The sequence below is a fragment of the Desulfomonilaceae bacterium genome (genome assembly GCA_041662605.1).
In the GTDB taxonomy this organism is placed as follows: Bacteria; Desulfobacterota; Desulfomonilia; order Desulfomonilales; family Desulfomonilaceae; genus CAJBEZ01.
In genome coordinates, this window is sequence record JBAZSD010000011.1 from 35265 (window position 1) to 53136 (window position 17872).

At 48.5% G+C, this 17872-nt stretch carries 13 protein-coding genes; 7 read left to right on the plus strand and 6 right to left on the minus strand.

Features of this window, described 5'->3' with window-relative positions; all coding sequences use genetic code 11:
- Nucleotides 1-20: 20 nt before the first annotated feature.
- A complete protein-coding gene (locus WC647_10545) occupies nt 21-2297 on the plus strand; it encodes a molybdopterin cofactor-binding domain-containing protein (GenBank protein MFA6222737.1) in 2277 nt (758 codons plus the stop codon).
- Nucleotides 2298-2377: 80 nt separating this feature from the next.
- On the opposite strand, the gene WC647_10550 is transcribed toward WC647_10545, so the two are convergent.
- Nucleotides 2378-3652, minus strand: a complete 1275-nt coding sequence (locus WC647_10550) for a radical SAM protein (protein MFA6222738.1) — start codon at nt 3650-3652, stop codon at nt 2378-2380.
- 75 nt (nt 3653-3727) lie between these two features.
- Here WC647_10550 and WC647_10555 point away from each other — a divergent pair, with 75 nt between their 5' ends.
- Nucleotides 3728-4534, plus strand: coding sequence for an MBL fold metallo-hydrolase (locus WC647_10555; protein MFA6222739.1), 807 nt, complete (start codon nt 3728-3730; stop codon nt 4532-4534).
- A 105-nt stretch (nt 4535-4639) separates the two neighbouring features.
- Nucleotides 4640-5179 (plus strand): (Fe-S)-binding protein, encoded by a 540-nt coding sequence (locus WC647_10560; protein MFA6222740.1) that lies wholly within the window; start codon nt 4640-4642, stop codon nt 5177-5179.
- A gap of 27 nt (nt 5180-5206) precedes the next feature.
- Here the strand turns inward: WC647_10560 and WC647_10565 are convergent, their stop codons facing one another.
- Nucleotides 5207-5422, minus strand: a complete 216-nt coding sequence (locus WC647_10565; GenBank protein MFA6222741.1) for an ATP-binding protein — start codon at nt 5420-5422, stop codon at nt 5207-5209.
- Between the two features lie 171 nt (nt 5423-5593).
- On the opposite strand from WC647_10565, the gene WC647_10570 reads away from it, so the two are divergent.
- Nucleotides 5594-6559 (plus strand): alpha/beta fold hydrolase, encoded by a 966-nt coding sequence (locus WC647_10570; protein MFA6222742.1) that lies wholly within the window; start codon nt 5594-5596, stop codon nt 6557-6559.
- Between the two features lie 84 nt (nt 6560-6643).
- Here the strand turns inward: WC647_10570 and WC647_10575 are convergent, their stop codons facing one another.
- The 3 genes from WC647_10575 to WC647_10585 form a co-directional block, all read right to left on the minus strand.
- Nucleotides 6644-8311 carry a rhodanese-like domain-containing protein gene (locus tag WC647_10575; protein ID MFA6222743.1) on the minus strand — a complete coding sequence of 556 codons (1668 nt, stop codon included), beginning with the start codon at nt 8309-8311 and terminating at the stop codon, nt 6644-6646.
- A gap of 105 nt (nt 8312-8416) precedes the next feature.
- Nucleotides 8417-9322 (minus strand): SWIM zinc finger family protein, encoded by a 906-nt coding sequence (locus WC647_10580; GenBank protein MFA6222744.1) that lies wholly within the window; start codon nt 9320-9322, stop codon nt 8417-8419.
- A 1-nt stretch (nt 9323) separates the two neighbouring features.
- On the minus strand, nt 9324-12452 hold the full coding sequence (locus WC647_10585) for a DEAD/DEAH box helicase (GenBank protein ID MFA6222745.1): 3129 nt from the start codon (nt 12450-12452) through the stop codon (nt 9324-9326).
- A 280-nt stretch (nt 12453-12732) separates the two neighbouring features.
- On the opposite strand from WC647_10585, the gene WC647_10590 reads away from it, so the two are divergent.
- The 3 genes from WC647_10590 to WC647_10600 all read left to right on the plus strand — a co-directional run bounded on the left by WC647_10590 (nt 12733) and on the right by WC647_10600 (nt 16081).
- The gene (locus tag WC647_10590; protein MFA6222746.1) at nt 12733-13530 is read left to right on the plus strand and encodes a sulfite exporter TauE/SafE family protein; all 798 of its coding nucleotides are present in this window, start codon (nt 12733-12735) and stop codon (nt 13528-13530) included.
- A gap of 175 nt (nt 13531-13705) precedes the next feature.
- Entirely contained in the window at nt 13706-15184 is a 1479-nt protein-coding gene (locus WC647_10595) for a hypothetical protein (GenBank protein ID MFA6222747.1), read from the plus strand.
- A 159-nt stretch (nt 15185-15343) separates the two neighbouring features.
- Nucleotides 15344-16081 carry an MBL fold metallo-hydrolase gene (locus WC647_10600; protein MFA6222748.1) on the plus strand — a complete coding sequence of 246 codons (738 nt, stop codon included), beginning with the start codon at nt 15344-15346 and terminating at the stop codon, nt 16079-16081.
- Between the two features lie 122 nt (nt 16082-16203).
- Here the strand turns inward: WC647_10600 and WC647_10605 are convergent, their stop codons facing one another.
- Nucleotides 16204-17808 (minus strand): MBL fold metallo-hydrolase, encoded by a 1605-nt coding sequence (locus tag WC647_10605; protein MFA6222749.1) that lies wholly within the window; start codon nt 17806-17808, stop codon nt 16204-16206.
- Between the last annotated feature and the right edge of the window lie 64 nt (nt 17809-17872).

The following is a 17872-nucleotide window of genomic DNA, read 5'->3' on the forward strand; positions in this document are numbered from 1 at the left end:
TCAAACGCAAAGGAAACATCATGAAAGATCGATTCAATATTATTGGAAGAGATGTTCCGAGGACGGACGCTGAAGCCAAAGCAAGAGGGTCCGCCATATATACCGATGATATGAAGCTGCCAGGAATGCTTCATGGACAGATATTGAGGAGTCCATTGGCCCATGCCCGAATCAAGCGTATCGATACGAGTAAGGCGTCTGCGCTCCCAGGGGTAAAGCTTGTGGTGACAGGGGAAGACACACCCAAGATCAAATATGGTAACTGGAGGCTATTTCCGGACACTCAGGATGAGTATCCACTGGCAGTGGACAAGGTTCGATTTATAGGGGACGAGGTGGCGGCGGTAGCCGCGATCGACAGAGACACGGCGGAAGAAGCTTTGGATCTTATCGAAGTGGAATACGAAGAACTACCCGCAGTCTTTGACGTTGATTCTTCCGTTCTAGCCGGAGCCCCTGTGATTCATGATTACTGCCCCACCAATATCAGCGTTAACCGCAAGATCAAGTATGGAGATGTGGAAAAGGGGTTCTCTGAATGCGACTATATCAGGGAAGACACCTTTACTGTGCACTCTGTCAGTCACGCCTACCTTGAGCCATGTTCCGCTCTGGCCAACATTGATCTGGACGGTCGGATCACACTTTGGACGTCCACTCAAGTTCCTTACATCATTCAGTGTTTACTGGCGTCAACATTAGGCATGAGGGAAAACGACATCCGGGTGGTCAAGCCTTTCGTCGGTGGCGGTTTTGGCGGGAAGATGGAATTAAGGGCATGGGAATTTTGCGCCGCGTTCATCGCCAGGAAAACCGGTCGTCCTGTAAAGTTTACTCTTACCAGAGAAGAAGAGTTCATTGCGGGTAGGCGCAGACACCCTATGAAGATCCATTCCAAGGTGGGATTCAAAAAGGATGGTACCCTGGTAGCCAAAGACTTGAAAATTCAACTTGACGGCGGGGCGTACAATGCCATGGGACCAACCGCCACCTTTCTGTGCGGTAACTTCGGAGCCATGCTCTATCGCTATCCAAACTACAGATTCCACGGTGAACACGTGTATACCAATAAGCCGCCTGCGAGCGCAATGCGAGGTTTCGGCGCGCCTCAATCGCTTTACGCCACAGAAATCCAGATGAATATGGCCGCGGAGGAATTGGGGATTGATCCTATTGATCTAAGGCTGAAGAACGCCCAGGTTAGTGGAGATGAAATTCCCGATGTAGCCGTGATTTCGAGTTGTGGGTTCATTGAATCCATAAAAGCGGTGGCAGAGATGAGCGGATGGAAAGAAAAACGCAAAAATCTCCCTACGGGTCGAGGTATAGGCATAGGTTGTTACAGTTTTATTTCGGGAGGCGTCTTTAACTGGTTCAACACTCAATATCCATTTTCCGCCGCCGAAGTTCGCGTGTTTTCTGATGGCACGGCCCATCTTCTGACCATGGCCTCGGACATTGGACAGGGGTCTGATACGGTCCTGAAACAGATCCTTGCGGAAGAATTAGGGCTGGAGATGGAAGACATCAGGATCACCTCCGCTGATACATCGATGACCCCCCAGGCGGATCTGGGTTCATGGGGAAGCCGTGTCACGCTGATGGCCGGCAACGCCGTGATAGACGCGGCGAAAAAGATCAAGGAAGAATTGTTCGGGGCTGTGTCTGCGCGTTACAATCTCAATGTGATTCATGAGATCGAGTGTAAGAATGGCCGGGTGCAGGCTAAGTCGAAGCCCGACTATGGCCTGTCATTTGGAGAAGCCGTAGCCATGGCGCAGAAGGCAAGGAGAGGGGAGCCTCTAGTCGCTCGTGGTTCGTATACCCCCAGGGGAAAAGGGCTTGTGACGCCTGCTTTTGGTTTTGGGGCACAGGTGGCGGAAGTGGAGGTCGACAAGCTGACTGGTCTGGTTGAGGTGAAGAACATGTGGACAGCCCATGACTGTGGAATCGTGATCAACCCGAGAAGTGTCGAGGGTCAGCTAGCGGGTTCCATCCAGATGGGACTGGGGTACGCCCTTTCAGAGCAATTCGTCATGGATGGAGGAAAGACCCTCAATACGAGTTTTGTAGACTACAAAATGCCTACAGCCACTGATATGCCTCCGAGCGAGGTGGTCCATGTTGACACATATGAACCGGAGGGACCCATGGGAGCTAAAGAGTGCGGAGAAGGACTCGCTTCTCCTACGGCGCCGGCTATCTCTGACGCCGTGTACCATGCCACTGGTTACCGATGCATGGACTTACCTATAACTCCGGAGAAAATCCTGGCCGGTCCAAAGAATCCGAGATAGTATCAAGGGGGAAACCAACGAGGGTATTACAATTAATGGAGCCATTCGATTTTTGACATATAAAATGCCCCGGTTTCGCCCTAACTGATCCAGTTAGGCCTTTTGGCCATCCACTCCTTCACGGTATTCTGAAGTAGGCCATTGAGGCTCGGAACAAGGTAGAATCCAGGCTTGAGAAGATTGTCGGTCGGTTCGATGATTTTGTCCCGGACTGCGGTCTGAGCCAGAGTTGTGCCAGGATAGATCCTGATTCCCACCGTGACCTTTACCATGTCCAGATTTAGAGAATCTGCGAACTGGAGACTTTCGATTGAGGATTCCAAAGTCTCTCCAGGCCCACCCAGCATCAGGAATCCCATTCTTTTTATGCCGAATTCTGCGAGAGAATCACAAGTATGACGGACGTCATCAAGGCTAAACTTCTTGTTCATTCCGTTCAGAATGTAAGTCGAGCCGCTCTCAAAACCTACCGAAACTTCCTTGCAGCCGGCTTCAGCCATCAAACGGACTAGTTCTGGATCAATTCTTGTGGGATAAATAATACATCGCCAGGACACTCCCAAGTCAGCTTCTCGCAACTTTGAGACAAATTCCGTTGCATAGGAGGGTGGCAAGTTAAAAGTGTTATCGACAAAATAAAATTGCCTGACTCCGATTTGTCGCCACTGACTGAGCCATTCCACGACCTTTGCTGGGGTTCGTTTCCTAAGAGTCAGACCTTCTATGGCTCCGGTGGAGCAGTAGCTGCAATTCATGGGACAGCCGCGACGAGTCTGAACCGGCAGCCAAAAATCCGGTGCTTGCGGAATCAAATTTGAGAAGTATTCCACATCGGGAAGTGGCAGATTATCCAGGTCACGTTCCAATCGCATCGGGCCAGACGACCCCAATTTGGGTAAATATAGCCCTGGTGAACCGTAAAGAGCATCTCCATGCTCGATTCGCTTGATAAGTTCTGAGAACGCAAATTCTCCTTCACCTTGTATGCCCATATCAGCTTCTAGATATTCCAGAAGACTCGATGGATAGATGCTGTATCCTGCTCCACCAAGAACAATCGGGGCGTCAGAGCGATCTCTACAATCAGCCACAATCTCTCTCACCCCATCCAGAAAAAAAGTGGGTTCCGACATTTTTTGAGTGTCGATGTTTCTCAAGGATAAACCGATTACTTGTGGTTGAAAGTTGTTCAGGACTTTTCGGATCGAATTTTCTGGATCCTCAGTGCTCATGAGGTCCAGGATCTCTAACTTGTGTTCGGATCGTCTTACGGATTCAGCCACACTTGCCAGTCCCAGAGGCCAGGCGCGCATGTTGATATCTTCCCTGTTAGCCGAAATCAGCAGGACTCTCATTTGGTGATTCTCCGTTTGTTGCGAACGGTTGCATAAACAATATTCTCTAGATATAAGAGTTATGCAGCAACAATAATGATACGGACCAAAACTTACAACAAGGTAAAGAAATTTCGGCTCGCCAGAACGATAATGGGACGAGGTCTCTATTTCACAGCGGCCTATTTTGTTGACGGGCTGTTGATTGACAGCGGCTGCGCCTACACAGTCAGCGAGTTGATGAAGGCGCTTGAGGGCTCAGCCGTAAGGACTGTTGTAAATACCCACAGTCACGAGGATCATGTTGCTGCGAACGCCAATTTGAAAAAGAAATACCATGCTAATATTCTTGCGCATCCAGCCGCCCTTCCTGTTTTGTCCAACCCAGGGAAAATGAGGCTTCGTCCATACCAACTCGTTCTGTGGGGCAGACCGCTGCCTTGTGATGCCAAGCCGTTGGGGGACACTCTCGAAACCGAGCGCTATAAGTTTCAGGTAATCCATACCCCTGGTCACAGTCCTGATCATGTCTGCCTTTACGAACCGAATCAGGGTTGGCTGTTTGCCGGTGACGCGTACGTGGGGGGAAGGGATAAAGCGCTGAGGGCCGACTACAATATTTGGCAAATCCTCTCTTCTCTTAAGAAGTTGGTTCCGTTAGATACAAGTTTCCTTTTTCCGGGAAGTGGGAGCGTTAGGGAATCACCTCGATTTGAGCTGGAAGAAAAAATCAGGTATCTTGAGGATACAGGAGCGCAAATCCTGGAATTGAAAAATAAGGGCCTGAGCCGGACAGATATCCGCAAGAAAGTGTTTGGTCGTGAGATGGGTATCGCATATTACACCTTGAGGCATTTCAGTGGGCGCAACCTGGTTCGCTCTTATTTGGATGATTCGGTTTGATCTTGGACAAACTTGGCGCAAGTCATTTTTCTTGCTTTGATCGTTCATCATCCTTCTATCAAAGGCGTTTCCGGATTCCCATTAATTAATTACTGAGGGGTTTTCATGTTGATAGAATCATACAAACTTGATATTGAAGTGGCGGATCACAGTTCCGAGGTTTTTGAGTACGAAGCCATAGCTCATCTGCCGGTTGATATCAGTGAAGTCCTACCTTATCTCAACGCTACGCTGAAGAACGGGACTTATTTTAGTGATGGGCCTGTTTTCTCCTGGCGGCTTGATGATCACAAAGTCGGATTTTGGCATGATCGCATAGCCGCGGACCATCTTGAAGCCCGTGAACAGGCTAAAGAGGTAATCGACCGATTGGTGGCGATAGTAAATGATGTGTGGGAAAAGCGATCGGGAATTGAGCCGGACTCCAAAACTCATGAAAATCTTCAACCTCTTGAACTATATCGTTTACTGCCCAAAACAAACTGCAAAGCCTGTGGAGAAAATACTTGCTTCAATTTTGCATTGAAACTAGCAGCAGGTATGGTTGAGCTGGATCAATGCGAGCCTGTTTTAAGTGACACCGCACACGAAACTCAGCTCACACAATTAAAATTGTTGCTTATCGCGAAGAGACCGTTACTCTGACTAAAAGCATGGACAGAGGAATTCATTTTATGTCACTGGCGCGTAAACAGTGAAAACAGGTCCTTTGCCTTGTTCGCTCGATACTTTTATTTGCCCGCCCAGCCTTCGCAGTATTCCGAAGCTTATCGACAAACCTAGCCCGATCTTTTCGTCGTCTTTCTTGTTGCTGACGAAGGGATCAAATATCCGTCCCAAGAGATGTTTTGGCATACCCGGTCCATCGTCCGAAATCTCTATAATAATTTGTTTGTCGCTCCGAACTTAAACTCGTCTTGCCGGGTTTCCTGAAATGTTCAATGACAGACAGGTTGATATTATTGCGCAAGACCTGAGCTGTTTCCAAACATTACAACCTTCGGGCGATTGTTTTGCGGAGCCGTGAATGGTAGTATGAGGCATGGAGGCTTACTCTGCATGCCGTTAATACAATCCGAATATAAAGCTCCCCTGTTTTGCTCAAATCCTCACATTCAGACTGTAGTTCCTACACTTTTTAGAAAGGTTTCGGGAGTAACCTACTGTCGTGAACGAATCGAGACCCCTGATGGTGATTTTCTTGATCTGGATTGGTCAAGGGTTGGTTCTAAACGAATGGCCATTGTGCTTCACGGCTTGGAGGGGAACTCCACCCGATCTTACATAATGGGAATGGTTAAAGCGTTGAATCGGAAAAACTGGGACGCTCTAGCTATGAATTTCAGGGGATGCAGCGGTGAGCCGAACAGGAAGTTGCGCATGTATCACAGCGGAGAAACCGAAGACCTGCAGACTGTGATTCGTCATGTAACAGCCTCGGGAGAATATTCTGATTTGGCTCTCGTGGGGTTCAGTCTGGGGGGAAATGTGATCCTTAAGTACCTTGGAGAGCAGGGACACAATATTTCTTTTCCGGTCGCAGCGGCGGTGACGATGTCCGTACCTTGTGATCTGAAAGCGTCCTCACTTCGAATAAGCTCATTGTCGAATCGTCTTTACCTGAAGAGATTTCTTCGAATGCTGTACGAAAAAATGAAGGCAAAGGCTGTGATGGATCCCGCAAAAATTGACATCAGCGGATATGAAGCAATGAGGACCCTGAAGGAGTTTGATGACCGATACACAGCCCCTCTGCACGGATTCAAGGATGCCTTCGATTATTATGAGAAATCTTCAAGCCTGCAGTTTCTCCGAAAAATAGCAATCCCAACTTTGTTGGTAAACGCTTCAGATGATCTATTTCTTTCCGGATCGTGCTACCCCACAGAAGAGGCCGAATCGAATACTAACCTGTTCCTGGAGATCCCGAAGCATGGGGGGCACGTGGGGTTCATGGCGTCCAACAAAGACGGAGAGTATTGGTCAGAGACCCGAACTCTCCGTTTTCTGGAAACCGTCCTCTAACCTTTTGTGAAATAGCAAAGCCGGAAACTGCATAGACCCGAAAAAATTAGCAAACACCAGAGTTGTGACTAAGTGACCGCTTTATTAACATCCGACATTCGGTTTTTTCGGAGCTGCTTTGGTAGGGATTGCCTTGTCAGCAGGAGCGGTTTTCGTCTCGTCCGCCTCTGGAGACTTTTCTACACCCGCAGGCGCCTTAACATTTCCGGCCTTTAAAACTTGTCCACCGTTAGAGGATTCATAAACCGGTAGGCCGGCTTTTATCCACGCTTCACTGCCACCCTCAAGATTTCTCGGTTTCGTGAAGCCGTTGCGTTCCAGTATCCCAGCCGCCATGCTCGAACGATAAGCGGAATTACATACAACTACGACTGGTTCCATCGGATCCAAGAGGCTCGATGTTTGCGCAAGTTTGTTTAACGGAAGATTGAGAACTGTTCCAATTCTAAGCCCCATCCATTCGGAAGGTAAACGGACGTCCACCACCAGAGGAGCGTCGCCTTTCAGCATTGACGAGTGGAGTTCCTGTGGAGTTATAGGGGAGCCGGCGCTGATTGGCAGGCTAGCTGTTTTCCATGAATCTAAACTTAAAACATCAGCCGTGTATCCTACTCGATGGAGCCTGAAAAGCGCTTCATTAAGATCTTCGGGAGAGCCGACCAGAACAAGTTTAGCTCCCCATGGAACGATTGTTCCCACCCAGGTTTCAAATCGGCCCCTAAGGGCAATATTCACAGAGTTTGGTATGTGTCCTTCAGCGTACGCCTTGGCGTCTCTGATATCCACAACATAATATTTATCCGGGTCCGTAAGATCTTTTGAGGGATGAAGCTGCGCTTGGACCGCCGCTGTCCAGTTTACCAGGGCCGGCCCTTCACGATTCATTTTGGCGTTATGGCCAAAATACTGAGGGGCTTCGGGAAGTCCTTCCAGGAGGGCCGCTACGAACTCACCCTTCTTGGTGTGTTGGAGGTAAGAATTCGTTTTTCTTTCTTTACCTATAGTGGAACTAGGTTCATCGCTCAGATGAGCCCCACAAAGGGATCCTGCCCCGTGGGCCGGCAAAATCATAACATCGTCCGGGAGCCTACTTATTTTATTTGTCCAGGAATCGTACATGGCGCCGGCAAGCCATGCAGCGGAAATGGTTCCCCCCATGAGGTCCGGTCGGCCGACACTGCCGGCAAACAGTACGTCTCCAGTGAAAAGTAACTTGGGCGAATCAGGTTGATCCTTGGAATAAACGGCGCAGCACATTCCGTCCGGTGTGTGCCCGGGCGTATCCATGAATTTCAAAGTGGCCTGGCCAATTTGCAGCGTAGTATTTTCATCTAACGCTTTGAACGGGTATGTAACACCGGACTTGTGGCTCTGATAAATTGGGACCCCCGTCGATTTAACCATCTCAGTGTGACCCGCCACAAAATCAGCGTGAGAATGTGTCAAATAGACGCCCTTAATGGCCACCCCTTCTTTCTTGGCTGTATCAAGATAGAAGGAAATGTCTCTGACTGGGTCTATAATCAGCGCTTGACCGTCGCTGATCAACATGTACGAGTAGATTGACAGGACTGGTAACACAAATTGAATGACCTTGAATCCTGGAAACGTGTATGTATTGACTATGCTGTGAGCTGAGGCGTCCTCTCCGTGGGATGTGGACTCGGTATCCTTGATCTCGGCCGCCCATGTAACGTGCGCCACTGCAAGACTCATACATATTGTCAATAATAAAACAAATAGACGTTTCATCGTTTCAGTAACCTCCTGTCAGATTTAAACCAGACGCTTATAGTAAAGCATACTTCACGCGGAGCCACGATCAATTTAAAGATTCTAGACTATAAACCGTTTTTTTCATTCTTCGGTTCGAGTTTCACCGAGAAATACTTGGAGCCCGATTGGTGAAGCCTGGTTGTAGATCTTTTCCAGGGACTCCAGAAAATTTTCCTGCCCACGCCAGAGAGGGAAACCGCCGAGTTTCCTGGCCTGCGCCCCTGGGATTGTTGGGATAGAGACCACTCCGGTATCCGATTCCTTGGGCTTCACCGGTCGCCAGAACGATTCTGGGTCACAAGGGAGCGGTTCTGGCGGGAGCAGGGTTACGGTTTCCTCTTGCTGATCGGGACCAGTCAGGCATTCATCCAGAGCGATTTCATCCGAAACCGATGAAATGTCCGTCATCGCAAGAATTTCATCGCGAGCCATGCCCCTTAAAGTGAAAATCAAAAAAGGGTCCCGGTCGAACTCCTCACCCAGTAGGTAATACACTGCGGCGATATGCTTGCAGGGGTTGGACCAGTCAGGGCACGAACAATTAGTCTCGATATCTTTTAATTTGTTCGGAAAAAGGCTGATGTTGACCTCTTTGAAGATGTCCTCAATGTTCTCGGGCATTTCACCGGCTAGCAACTTGGCGATGAAAAACGCCTGACCGGACAGGGCCGCTGAGATTTTTCCCCATTCCGATTTAGAAATAGTCTTGATATTTATAATTACAGAATATGGCGTTTTCCTCGAACCTTGGACCTTAGCGGTCACTAAACCTTTTGAGATATCTATGGACGCTACTTGGCCACGACGGGCGTAAGACCTCCCGCGTTGGAGCCTGGCCCCAATGTTGAAACTCTCGAGAACGGATATCCAGCGTTTAGCCCACCAGCTTTGCCCGAATGCCCCCCGTTTGTTCTGGGGTTTTACGCCGCCTTTGACTTGGATCGGGACGGAAGGCGTATAGTTACCATAATAGTCCCAGCGACTCATCTTAATCTCCTATAGCTTCTTTGCGAAGTTTCCACAGTTCTTTCAAATCTTCGTTAGATAACTCTGTAAGCCATCCTTCCCCGGCGCCTACAACTTTGTCCGAGAGTTCTTTCTTTTTTTCAATCATGTCGTCAATCCTTTCTTCAACGGTCCCTGCGCAGACGAACTTGTGAACTTGCACATTTCGAATCTGGCCAATACGGAAAGCCCTATCCGTAGCCTGATTCTCTACAGCCGGGTTCCACCATCGGTCAAAGTGAAAAACATGGTTTGACGCTGTGAGGTTAAGGCCTGTTCCGCCGGCTTTGAGCGATAAAATGAAGATGGCTGGTCCTTCTGCGCTATCCTGGAAACGTTCGACCATCCGGTCCCTCTGAGTTTTTGTCGCAGCGCCATGAAGGAAAAGGGCCTCTCGGCCAAATGTTTCCATCAAATACTTCTGCAATAGTTTACCCATTTCCGCATACTGGCTGAAAACCAATGCCTTTTCGCCAACTTCTAGGATTTCCTCCAGCATTTCAGTAAGTCGTGACAACTTGCCGGAACGCCCAGGGATGGAAGAGTTGTCCTTAAGGAACTGGGCCGGATGGTTGCATACCTGTTTTAGATTTGAAAGGGTGGCCAGGACGAGCCCTTTTCGCTGGATGCCTTGAGAGGATTTCAGAGCGTCTTCAGTTTCTTTGATCACTGCTGTGTAAAGAGACGCCTGCTCTCTTGTCAGAGGACACAATACCTTCATCTCAAGTTTTTCAGGAAGGTCCGAAATAATGGTTTTGTCCGTTTTTAGCCGTCTAAGAATAAATGGCCCGGTTATACGTTTAAGTCGCTCAGTGGCTGCCTCGCTATGTTCAGCCTGAATAGGAACAAAGAATTTTCGCTTAAACTCCGTTTGTGTTCCAAGAAAATTTGGATTTAGAAATTCCATAATGGACCATAAATCGCCAATGTTGTTTTCTACTGGTGTCCCTGTAAGGGCGATTCGGTAGTCCGCTTTTAAAGATCTAGCCGCCTTGGCCTGTTTAGTTTCCGGGTTCTTGATGTTTTGAGCTTCGTCGAGAACGAGCCCTGCCCAATCTACTTCCTGCAGGAACTTGAGGTCACGATGGAGTAGCCCGTAACTCATGATGACCATTGCATGACTCATGACATGTTTCTTGAATGCGTCTTCCTTGTTTCTGCCGATACCATGATGAACGAGAACGGGGAGTTGTGGAGTGAATCTGGATGCCTCCTTTTGCCAGTTGTTCACCACTGTAGTAGGACACACGAGCAACACGGGCCGATGTTCTTTGTAAAATCGATTGCGCTGTATAAGCGCCAACGTTTGCACGGTTTTGCCAAGTCCCATATCATCAGCGAGGCATGCGCCCATTCCCATTTTGGCCAAAAAAGCGAGCCAGGAAAAACCTCGTGTCTGATAAGGTCGAAGTGTTCCATTGAAGGTGTCGGCCGGAGATAGCTGGTCTAATGGGGAGTTTCCCTCTAGTTGCTTAAGAAGATTGCCGACCCAACCCGTAGCGGTAACTCCTCCAAACTCGAACCCAGGAGGAGAATCTTTTGCTCCAACAGCCATTTTGATCAGATCGCCCACTGTTGTTTTAGATAATTCTTTCTTTTTCCACGAATCAACAGCCGCCTGGATTTCTTCTACGTTGACTTCTACCCATTGTCCGCGCAACTGAACCAGGGGAGATTTTAATTTAGCCAAAGCTTTCAATTCGGGGAGACTTAGTTTGACGCCACCAAGGGCGACTTCCCAATCGAAATCAACTATAGCTCCCAGGGATAAACCACTTGAGACCTTTAATTTCGGGCTTCTTACAGTAGCCCTTAGTGATAGCCCTTCTTTTGTCCCGGACCTGGTCCACCAGCCCGGAAACATGACTGTAAATCCGGAATGTTTAAGCAATACAGCTTTTTCTGTAAGAAATTCGTGCGCTTCAACGGTATCCAGGGTGTAGCCATCCGGCTGAGTGGATTTTAGGCTTTTCTCGATATTCGAGCTTATACTTCCAGCCTGGCCCAAAGACAACAGAAGATACTCCCGAAGGTCGGAAGGGTTTGTTTTGAGAGCTGACAACATTTTGGGCTTGGGTTTCCAAGCGTCTTCAACTGGGATAATAAGGCTAGGATCAGCGCATGATTGGATTAAATAATGTACGCGCCATTTCTCATCATGGATAATACGACGATTCTTCAGCATCGTCTCCGCAGGAGTCGGTTCCTCCAGTCGGAAGCAAAGACGAAAGGGCGATAACTCGGCAATCGCTATTGGTCGATTCCAGTCACGAACCTGCGTCCAAAGTCGCCTCAGTTCATTTGCTTCACCATGAATCAAACTGTTTGGAGATTGTAACGAGTGAAGCCATGCGTCATGAACACTGTCAAAAGACTTGTTTCCAGACTTCCTTGCGCTTGCGAATCTGCCGGAATCAGAAACCCTAACCAGATGGTCCATCGTGTCACTCAGAAAACGTCTCAATTCATTCAGTTTGTTGACCTGAGGTGGATTAGTCGAGCCAGGAGAGGTCAGAGAGCGGGCGACCGGAGGCATATGATTGGCAAGACGGTTCAGACGCTCTGAATCCTCAGCGGAGAACATCGGCTTCCATTTGGCGTGAAACTCTTCATTTTCCATTATGACTTGCGGCAGGTATCGCTGGGCCGCAACTAAACCGCCTGCGAAACGCAACGCCTCGGACCAGAAGGCCAGGTCATCCCCAATCACGACCCCAGGAACAATAGTTTTCTTTTGAACGCAGCAACAGAGCAAATCTATGATTTCATCAGCCCTGAGTTTATAAGTAGTCACGAGCCAAGGTTCAAGTTTTGGTTTACCACGTGAGTTAGACCCGTCAGCGATAAGAGGACTCGGGATGGGCTTATTTCCTCTGGTCGGAAGCCACGCAGCCATTTGATCCAATCGTTTTCGGTCAGGCTGTAAACTCCAGGGGGCTCCCTTGATTATGTCAATCAGCCATTTCGACCCTAGATCGAAGGAATATTTACGCTCTTCGTCAGTCGCCCGATCGGCTGCTGCTGAGAGAGTTCCGTTACTTTTCCGGGAATCGGAGGTTTCTCCCCACAATAGGAGGCGCTTTGAATCTATTCCTGCATGTAGGACAATCATAATGTGACGCCTTTGAACAACTTAATCGAGATGATATGGACCAAAAGCAAAACATAAATACCTTGGTGATCTTGGTTCAGCTTGTCATGGAGTTGTGATAACATTTTCATTCAATGATAGAAACATGGATGGGACTGGTGGCCCCAAAAGAAGATTCGACTATATGTGTTAATGGTAAACGACGTATCAAAGCATAAACCTATAGTCAATATTACTTGTAATTTAAATTTCACCCCCAATTTGGAGATAAGTTGAAGAAAACTAACAAATAGGAATTATAATGATAACGCTTTTGATTACTTATGCGCTGGTGGGGGTGGTTGCGGGGATACTTGCTGGTCTGCTTGGAGTAGGAGGAGGCCTGGTGATTGTTCCTATGCTTGTATATTGCTTTAGTGGTCAAGGGGTGTCCTATGAACAGATCATGCATTTGGCTCTGGGAACCTCGATGGCCAGTATCATGTTTACTTCTATTTCCAGTTTCATGGCTCATCATCGGGTTGGGGCGGTACGTTGGGATATTTTTAGGGGAATCGTACTCGGGATCCTTGTCGGGACGTTTTTGGGGTCGTGTGTCGCTGCCCGCTTGTCCACTGCGTTTCTGAGCGTCTTTTTTGTGATTTTTCTCTACTTTGTGGCGATCCAAATGGTCCTGAATCGTAACCCTAATGCGTCAAGGGGCCTTCCGGGTAAGCTCGGTATGTTTGGAGTGGGAAATATTATCGGGGCCGTATCTAGTTTTGTGGGAATAGGTGGAGGCAGCCTATCGGCGCCGTTTATGATTTGGCGCAACGTGCCTGCGCACGTCGCTATAGGGACATCCGCCGCCATTGGTTTCCCAATAGCCATTTCCGGAACCATAGGGTACATTTATTCGGGTTTACATGCTCCAAATCTGCCCAACTTCTCATTGGGATACGTTTACCTACCAGCCTTTGCGGGGATTGTTTGCGCAAGCGTGCTCACAGCGCCTCTAGGAGCTAAACTGGCTCATAGACTCCCGGTAAAAAGGTTGAAACAGGTGTTCGCAGTTCTCCTTGCAGTAATGGGAACCCGCGTTCTTTTTGGGCTGATTTAGAAAGCCGTTGGGTAAGACAGAACTCTGCAGGAACTCATTAGCCCAAGGTGTTTTTTGCCAAGAAAATCGTCTCTATTGAACAATCAGGGAGAGAGGCTTATTTTATTCGCGAGAACCAGGGCGTTGACAGGTAACATTACTAGATTCGGAATTGAACCGTAGATGGAGGATCGGCATGAAAAGAATGCCTTACATGATAATTACTCTCTTATCAATCTTGGCTTTATCAATCAGTGATGTTGTGGCTCGTGGCCCTGGTGAAGGCAAAGGTCCAGGAGGAAATGTCGGCGCTGTTCGTCAACACGGTGGGGGAGGAACAAGGCAGGCTACGCCGTCTGTGAGAAACCCTGCTGTTAACAGGCCTCAACCGGCCGGCCAATTTTCCAAACCAAGGGGAGGCGAATATTCAAAACCCAATGTTTCCAGTCAAAGAAGAGCAGTCAGTCCCCAGACTTTTCAGCCGCAAATGAACGTTAAACCGGGGGGTGGAGGCTATTCCAAGCCTAATCTTTCGGGTCAACAAAGATCAGGTCAACCCCAAACTTTCCAGCCTCAAATGAATATCAAGCATCGGGGTGGAGGATATTCCCAACCTAATCTTTCGGGTCAAAACCGGGTAGTCAATCCGCAGTCTTTCAGACCTCAAAGGGATACCAGACCTGGCGGAAACAGGACGCCGGTTCAGGGGGTTCATCCTCAGGCTGGGCAAGGCTTCAAGAACAAACCGAGCCAAGAAAGAGTGCAGCAATTTCTTAACTTGCCCAAGCAAAATATCGGCCGGCAGCCCGGCCCTGGTATGGGTAAAGTGGGCGCTGCCGCTCTCGGAGGAGCCGCCGGAGCAGTGGCTTTGGATCATTTTTTGAACAAGGGTAGGGGCCCAGGCGCTCATGACGCTGTAGGTTACATGCCGATGAAGGGAGGCCATCAGGGTCAGAAACTGAACCCCCAGGCGGCCCAACACATTAGGGACAACTATTCCCACCGCTACCACAACATGTTTAACAAGAACTGGTGGGCTAGACACTCCAATCTGAATCAGTATTACTGGCATAATCATATATGGCCTAACCACCCGTGGAATTACTGGTGGCGTCCGGCCACATGGGTCGCGCTAAGCTCATGGGTTGTCTGGAATTGGGGACCTCCTCTGTACTACGATTATGGCTCCAATTTCTATTACGATAATGACTATGTCTATCTGAATGGTCGTCGTATTTGCTCTGCTGTTGAATATTATGACCAGGCTGTTCAGATAGTTTCCACGGCACCTGAGGTCCAAGACGAGGCAGCCCAGTGGATGCCCTTGGGCGTGTTCGCATTGACTCAGGACGCTACTAAAGCATCGAACATGGTTCTGCAACTTGCGGTTAACAAAGACGGCGCCATTCAGGGAACGTACTACAATACGGAAAACGACACGACCAAACCGATTAAAGGAATGGTCGACAAGCAGTCTCAGAGAGCTGTTTGGACTTTCGCTGATGACAATAACAACGCTGTAATAATGGAGACAGGGATTTACAACCTCACTCAGGATCAAACCGATGTATTGGTGCATCTGGGTAAGTCTCGGACTGAACAGTGGTTCCTGGTGAGACTCACGGAGCCACCAGCCCAGGAAGACCAGCCGGCGACGACAAATCCTGCTCAATAGAGAAGGCTGGACTGGTGTTGGGCTTTGAATCAAATGTGGTGATTTTTTGAACGGGCCCGCGTTAGACCTTTTCACCGTGTCCGTATGAACACCGAGCCCTAGTCAAGACACAAACTTGATATATGGATTGCAACACCTGTTTTTTCAAGGAGGTATTCAGTGACCAGAGTATACTCAATCTTTCTACTAATGTTTTTCCTGGTGGTTACGACGGCTATCGCCAAACAAGACTTTCAGACTGATACGATCAAAACATCCGGAGGGGACCTCAAGATCACTTTTATTGGACATGGGACCCTAATGTTCAACTATGCCGGGAAAATATTCCACGTGGACCCGTGGGGCAAGTTGGCTGATTATTCTAAACTGCCGAAGGCGGACGCCATCATCCTTACTCACGAACACGCGGATCATCTTGACCCGGACGCAATCAAGAAGATTCGAACAAAGGATACTGTCGTCGTCCTTACTGAGAAGTGCGCCCAGACAGTTCCTGGTGGAATCATAATGCATAACGGCGATACGAAAACCGTTTACGGCGTTAAGATAGAGGCTGTTCCCGCTTATAACATGGTTCACATGAGGGCCCCTGGCGTACCCTATCATCCAAAAGGAGTAGGTAACGGGTATGTCTTTACTTTCGGGGACAAACGGGTCTACGTTGCCGGCGATACGGAAAACACGCCTGAAATGAAAAGTCTTAAAGACATTGACATTGCTTTTCTACCCATGAATTTGCCATACACAATGACGCCGGAAATGGTCGATGACGCTGTCAAGACCTTCAAACCGAAGATTTTGTATCCTTACCATACTGGCGATACTGATTTGTCCAAGCTGACAAATCTGATGAAAGGCGCGCAGGGAGTGGACGTTCGTCTTAGAAACCTGAAATAGGTATAGAGAGACAATGTACATCGACCTGACATCCACTTCGTCGCCGTGGAGTCAGGTCGTATTAAATGAAAAGTCTTCCATTCATTGCCAGGATTTATACCATCTCGAGCGATTCCGGAAATCTATCCTACAATAACGGTCTGCAAATCCTCTTTAATATCCTTCAACCTGTCAAGATCATCTTCAGAAATCTTTTTGCCATAAAGGGAAAGTCGCTCTTTCAACTTTGCGATCTCAGCTTCGATATCCGCTGTAACAGACAGCATCTCACGGCTGAAATCCTTGGCAATGGGACCGGGGACTATCTCATGGGCAGCTTCAACATGATCAAGTCTTAAGACTTCACGCCATTGAGGAACGTAAGCATCCAATCCCCATTGTTCCCTGATCTTGATTGCGAGAGCGTTGCTTGATCTCGGTTCTCCGTGTGTCACGAAAACTCTGGGCTTTGATTTGCCGGCAAAATGGCCGACCCATGCAAGGAGATCCGCCTGGTCGGCGTGAGCCGACAAGCCCCCGATGGTGAAGACTTTGGCCTTCACAGCCACTTTTTCCCCGAAGATCGTAACGGTCTTGGCGCCGTCCACAATTTGGCGACCAGTGGCTCCCTGGGCCTGGAAGCCCGCAATAATGATACTTGCTCCAGGTCGCCACAAATTGTGTTTCAGGTGATGTTTAATTCTACCCGCTGAACACATTCCGTTGGCCGAGATAATAATAGCTGATCCTTTAACCTCGTTTATTTTCATAGAATCTTGTGTGGACGGGGTCAGTTTAAGGTTCGGCATGCTGAATGGATCGAAACCCTGTTCCACAATTGCTTGAGTGGCCTGGTCATAATACTGTTTGTTATTTCTGAAAATTTCGGTGGCCTTTATGGCTAGAGGACTGTCAAGGTAGATTGGTATGTTGGGGATTTGTCCAGATCGTAAAAATTCTCCGAGCAGATAGAGAACCTCCTGAGTCCTTTCCAGGGCAAAAGCTGGGATGATGACCTTTTCTCGATTGGAAAGAGCGTAGTGTATCGCTTCCAGGAATTCGGCTTTGCTGTCTTGAAAATTTCTGTGAAGACGGTCGCCGTAGGTCGATTCGATAAAGAGGTCGTCCGCTTCCGAGATTTCGGATGGGTCCTTTACAATTAGTTGATCGTGCTTCCCGAGGTCCCCTGAAAAAACTATTTTGGTTTGGCTTCCTTCGTCCTGAACCCATAACTCAACTATCGATGAGCCGAGGACATGTCCCGCGTTTCGCAGTCTGGCCTTGATTCCGGGTTCTACATCAAAGATTTTATCCAGTTCGAACGGGACAAAAAACTTGAGGCTTTCCGTTGCGTCCTTGGTTGTGTAAAGAGGAGTAGAGCCTGTCCTAGCGCGTCTGCTGTTTTTTCTGGTTTTCCATTCCGCTTCCATTTCCTGAACATGAGCGGAATCAAGTAGCATGACCTGACATAATTCCGCTGTGGGTGGCGAAGTTATGATCCTGCCGTTGAAACCGTCTTTTACAAACTTGGGAATACGCCCGCTATGATCAATGTGGGCATGAGTAAGGATCAAATTTTTTATAGCCTTGGGTTCGTAACCCCAGGGTTCCCAGTTGCGAAGTTCCATATCCTTGGCGCCTTGGAACAACCCGCAATCTACTATGAGCTTTCTTCCATCCGATGTTTCGAGGAGATAATTTGAGCCGGTCACTGACCCTGCCCCGCCAAAGCAGGTAACCTTGATCATGGCCATTCCTTTCAGTTGTAGTATATGAAGCCTGTAAGCTACAGGCGGCTACCCGTGCACCTTA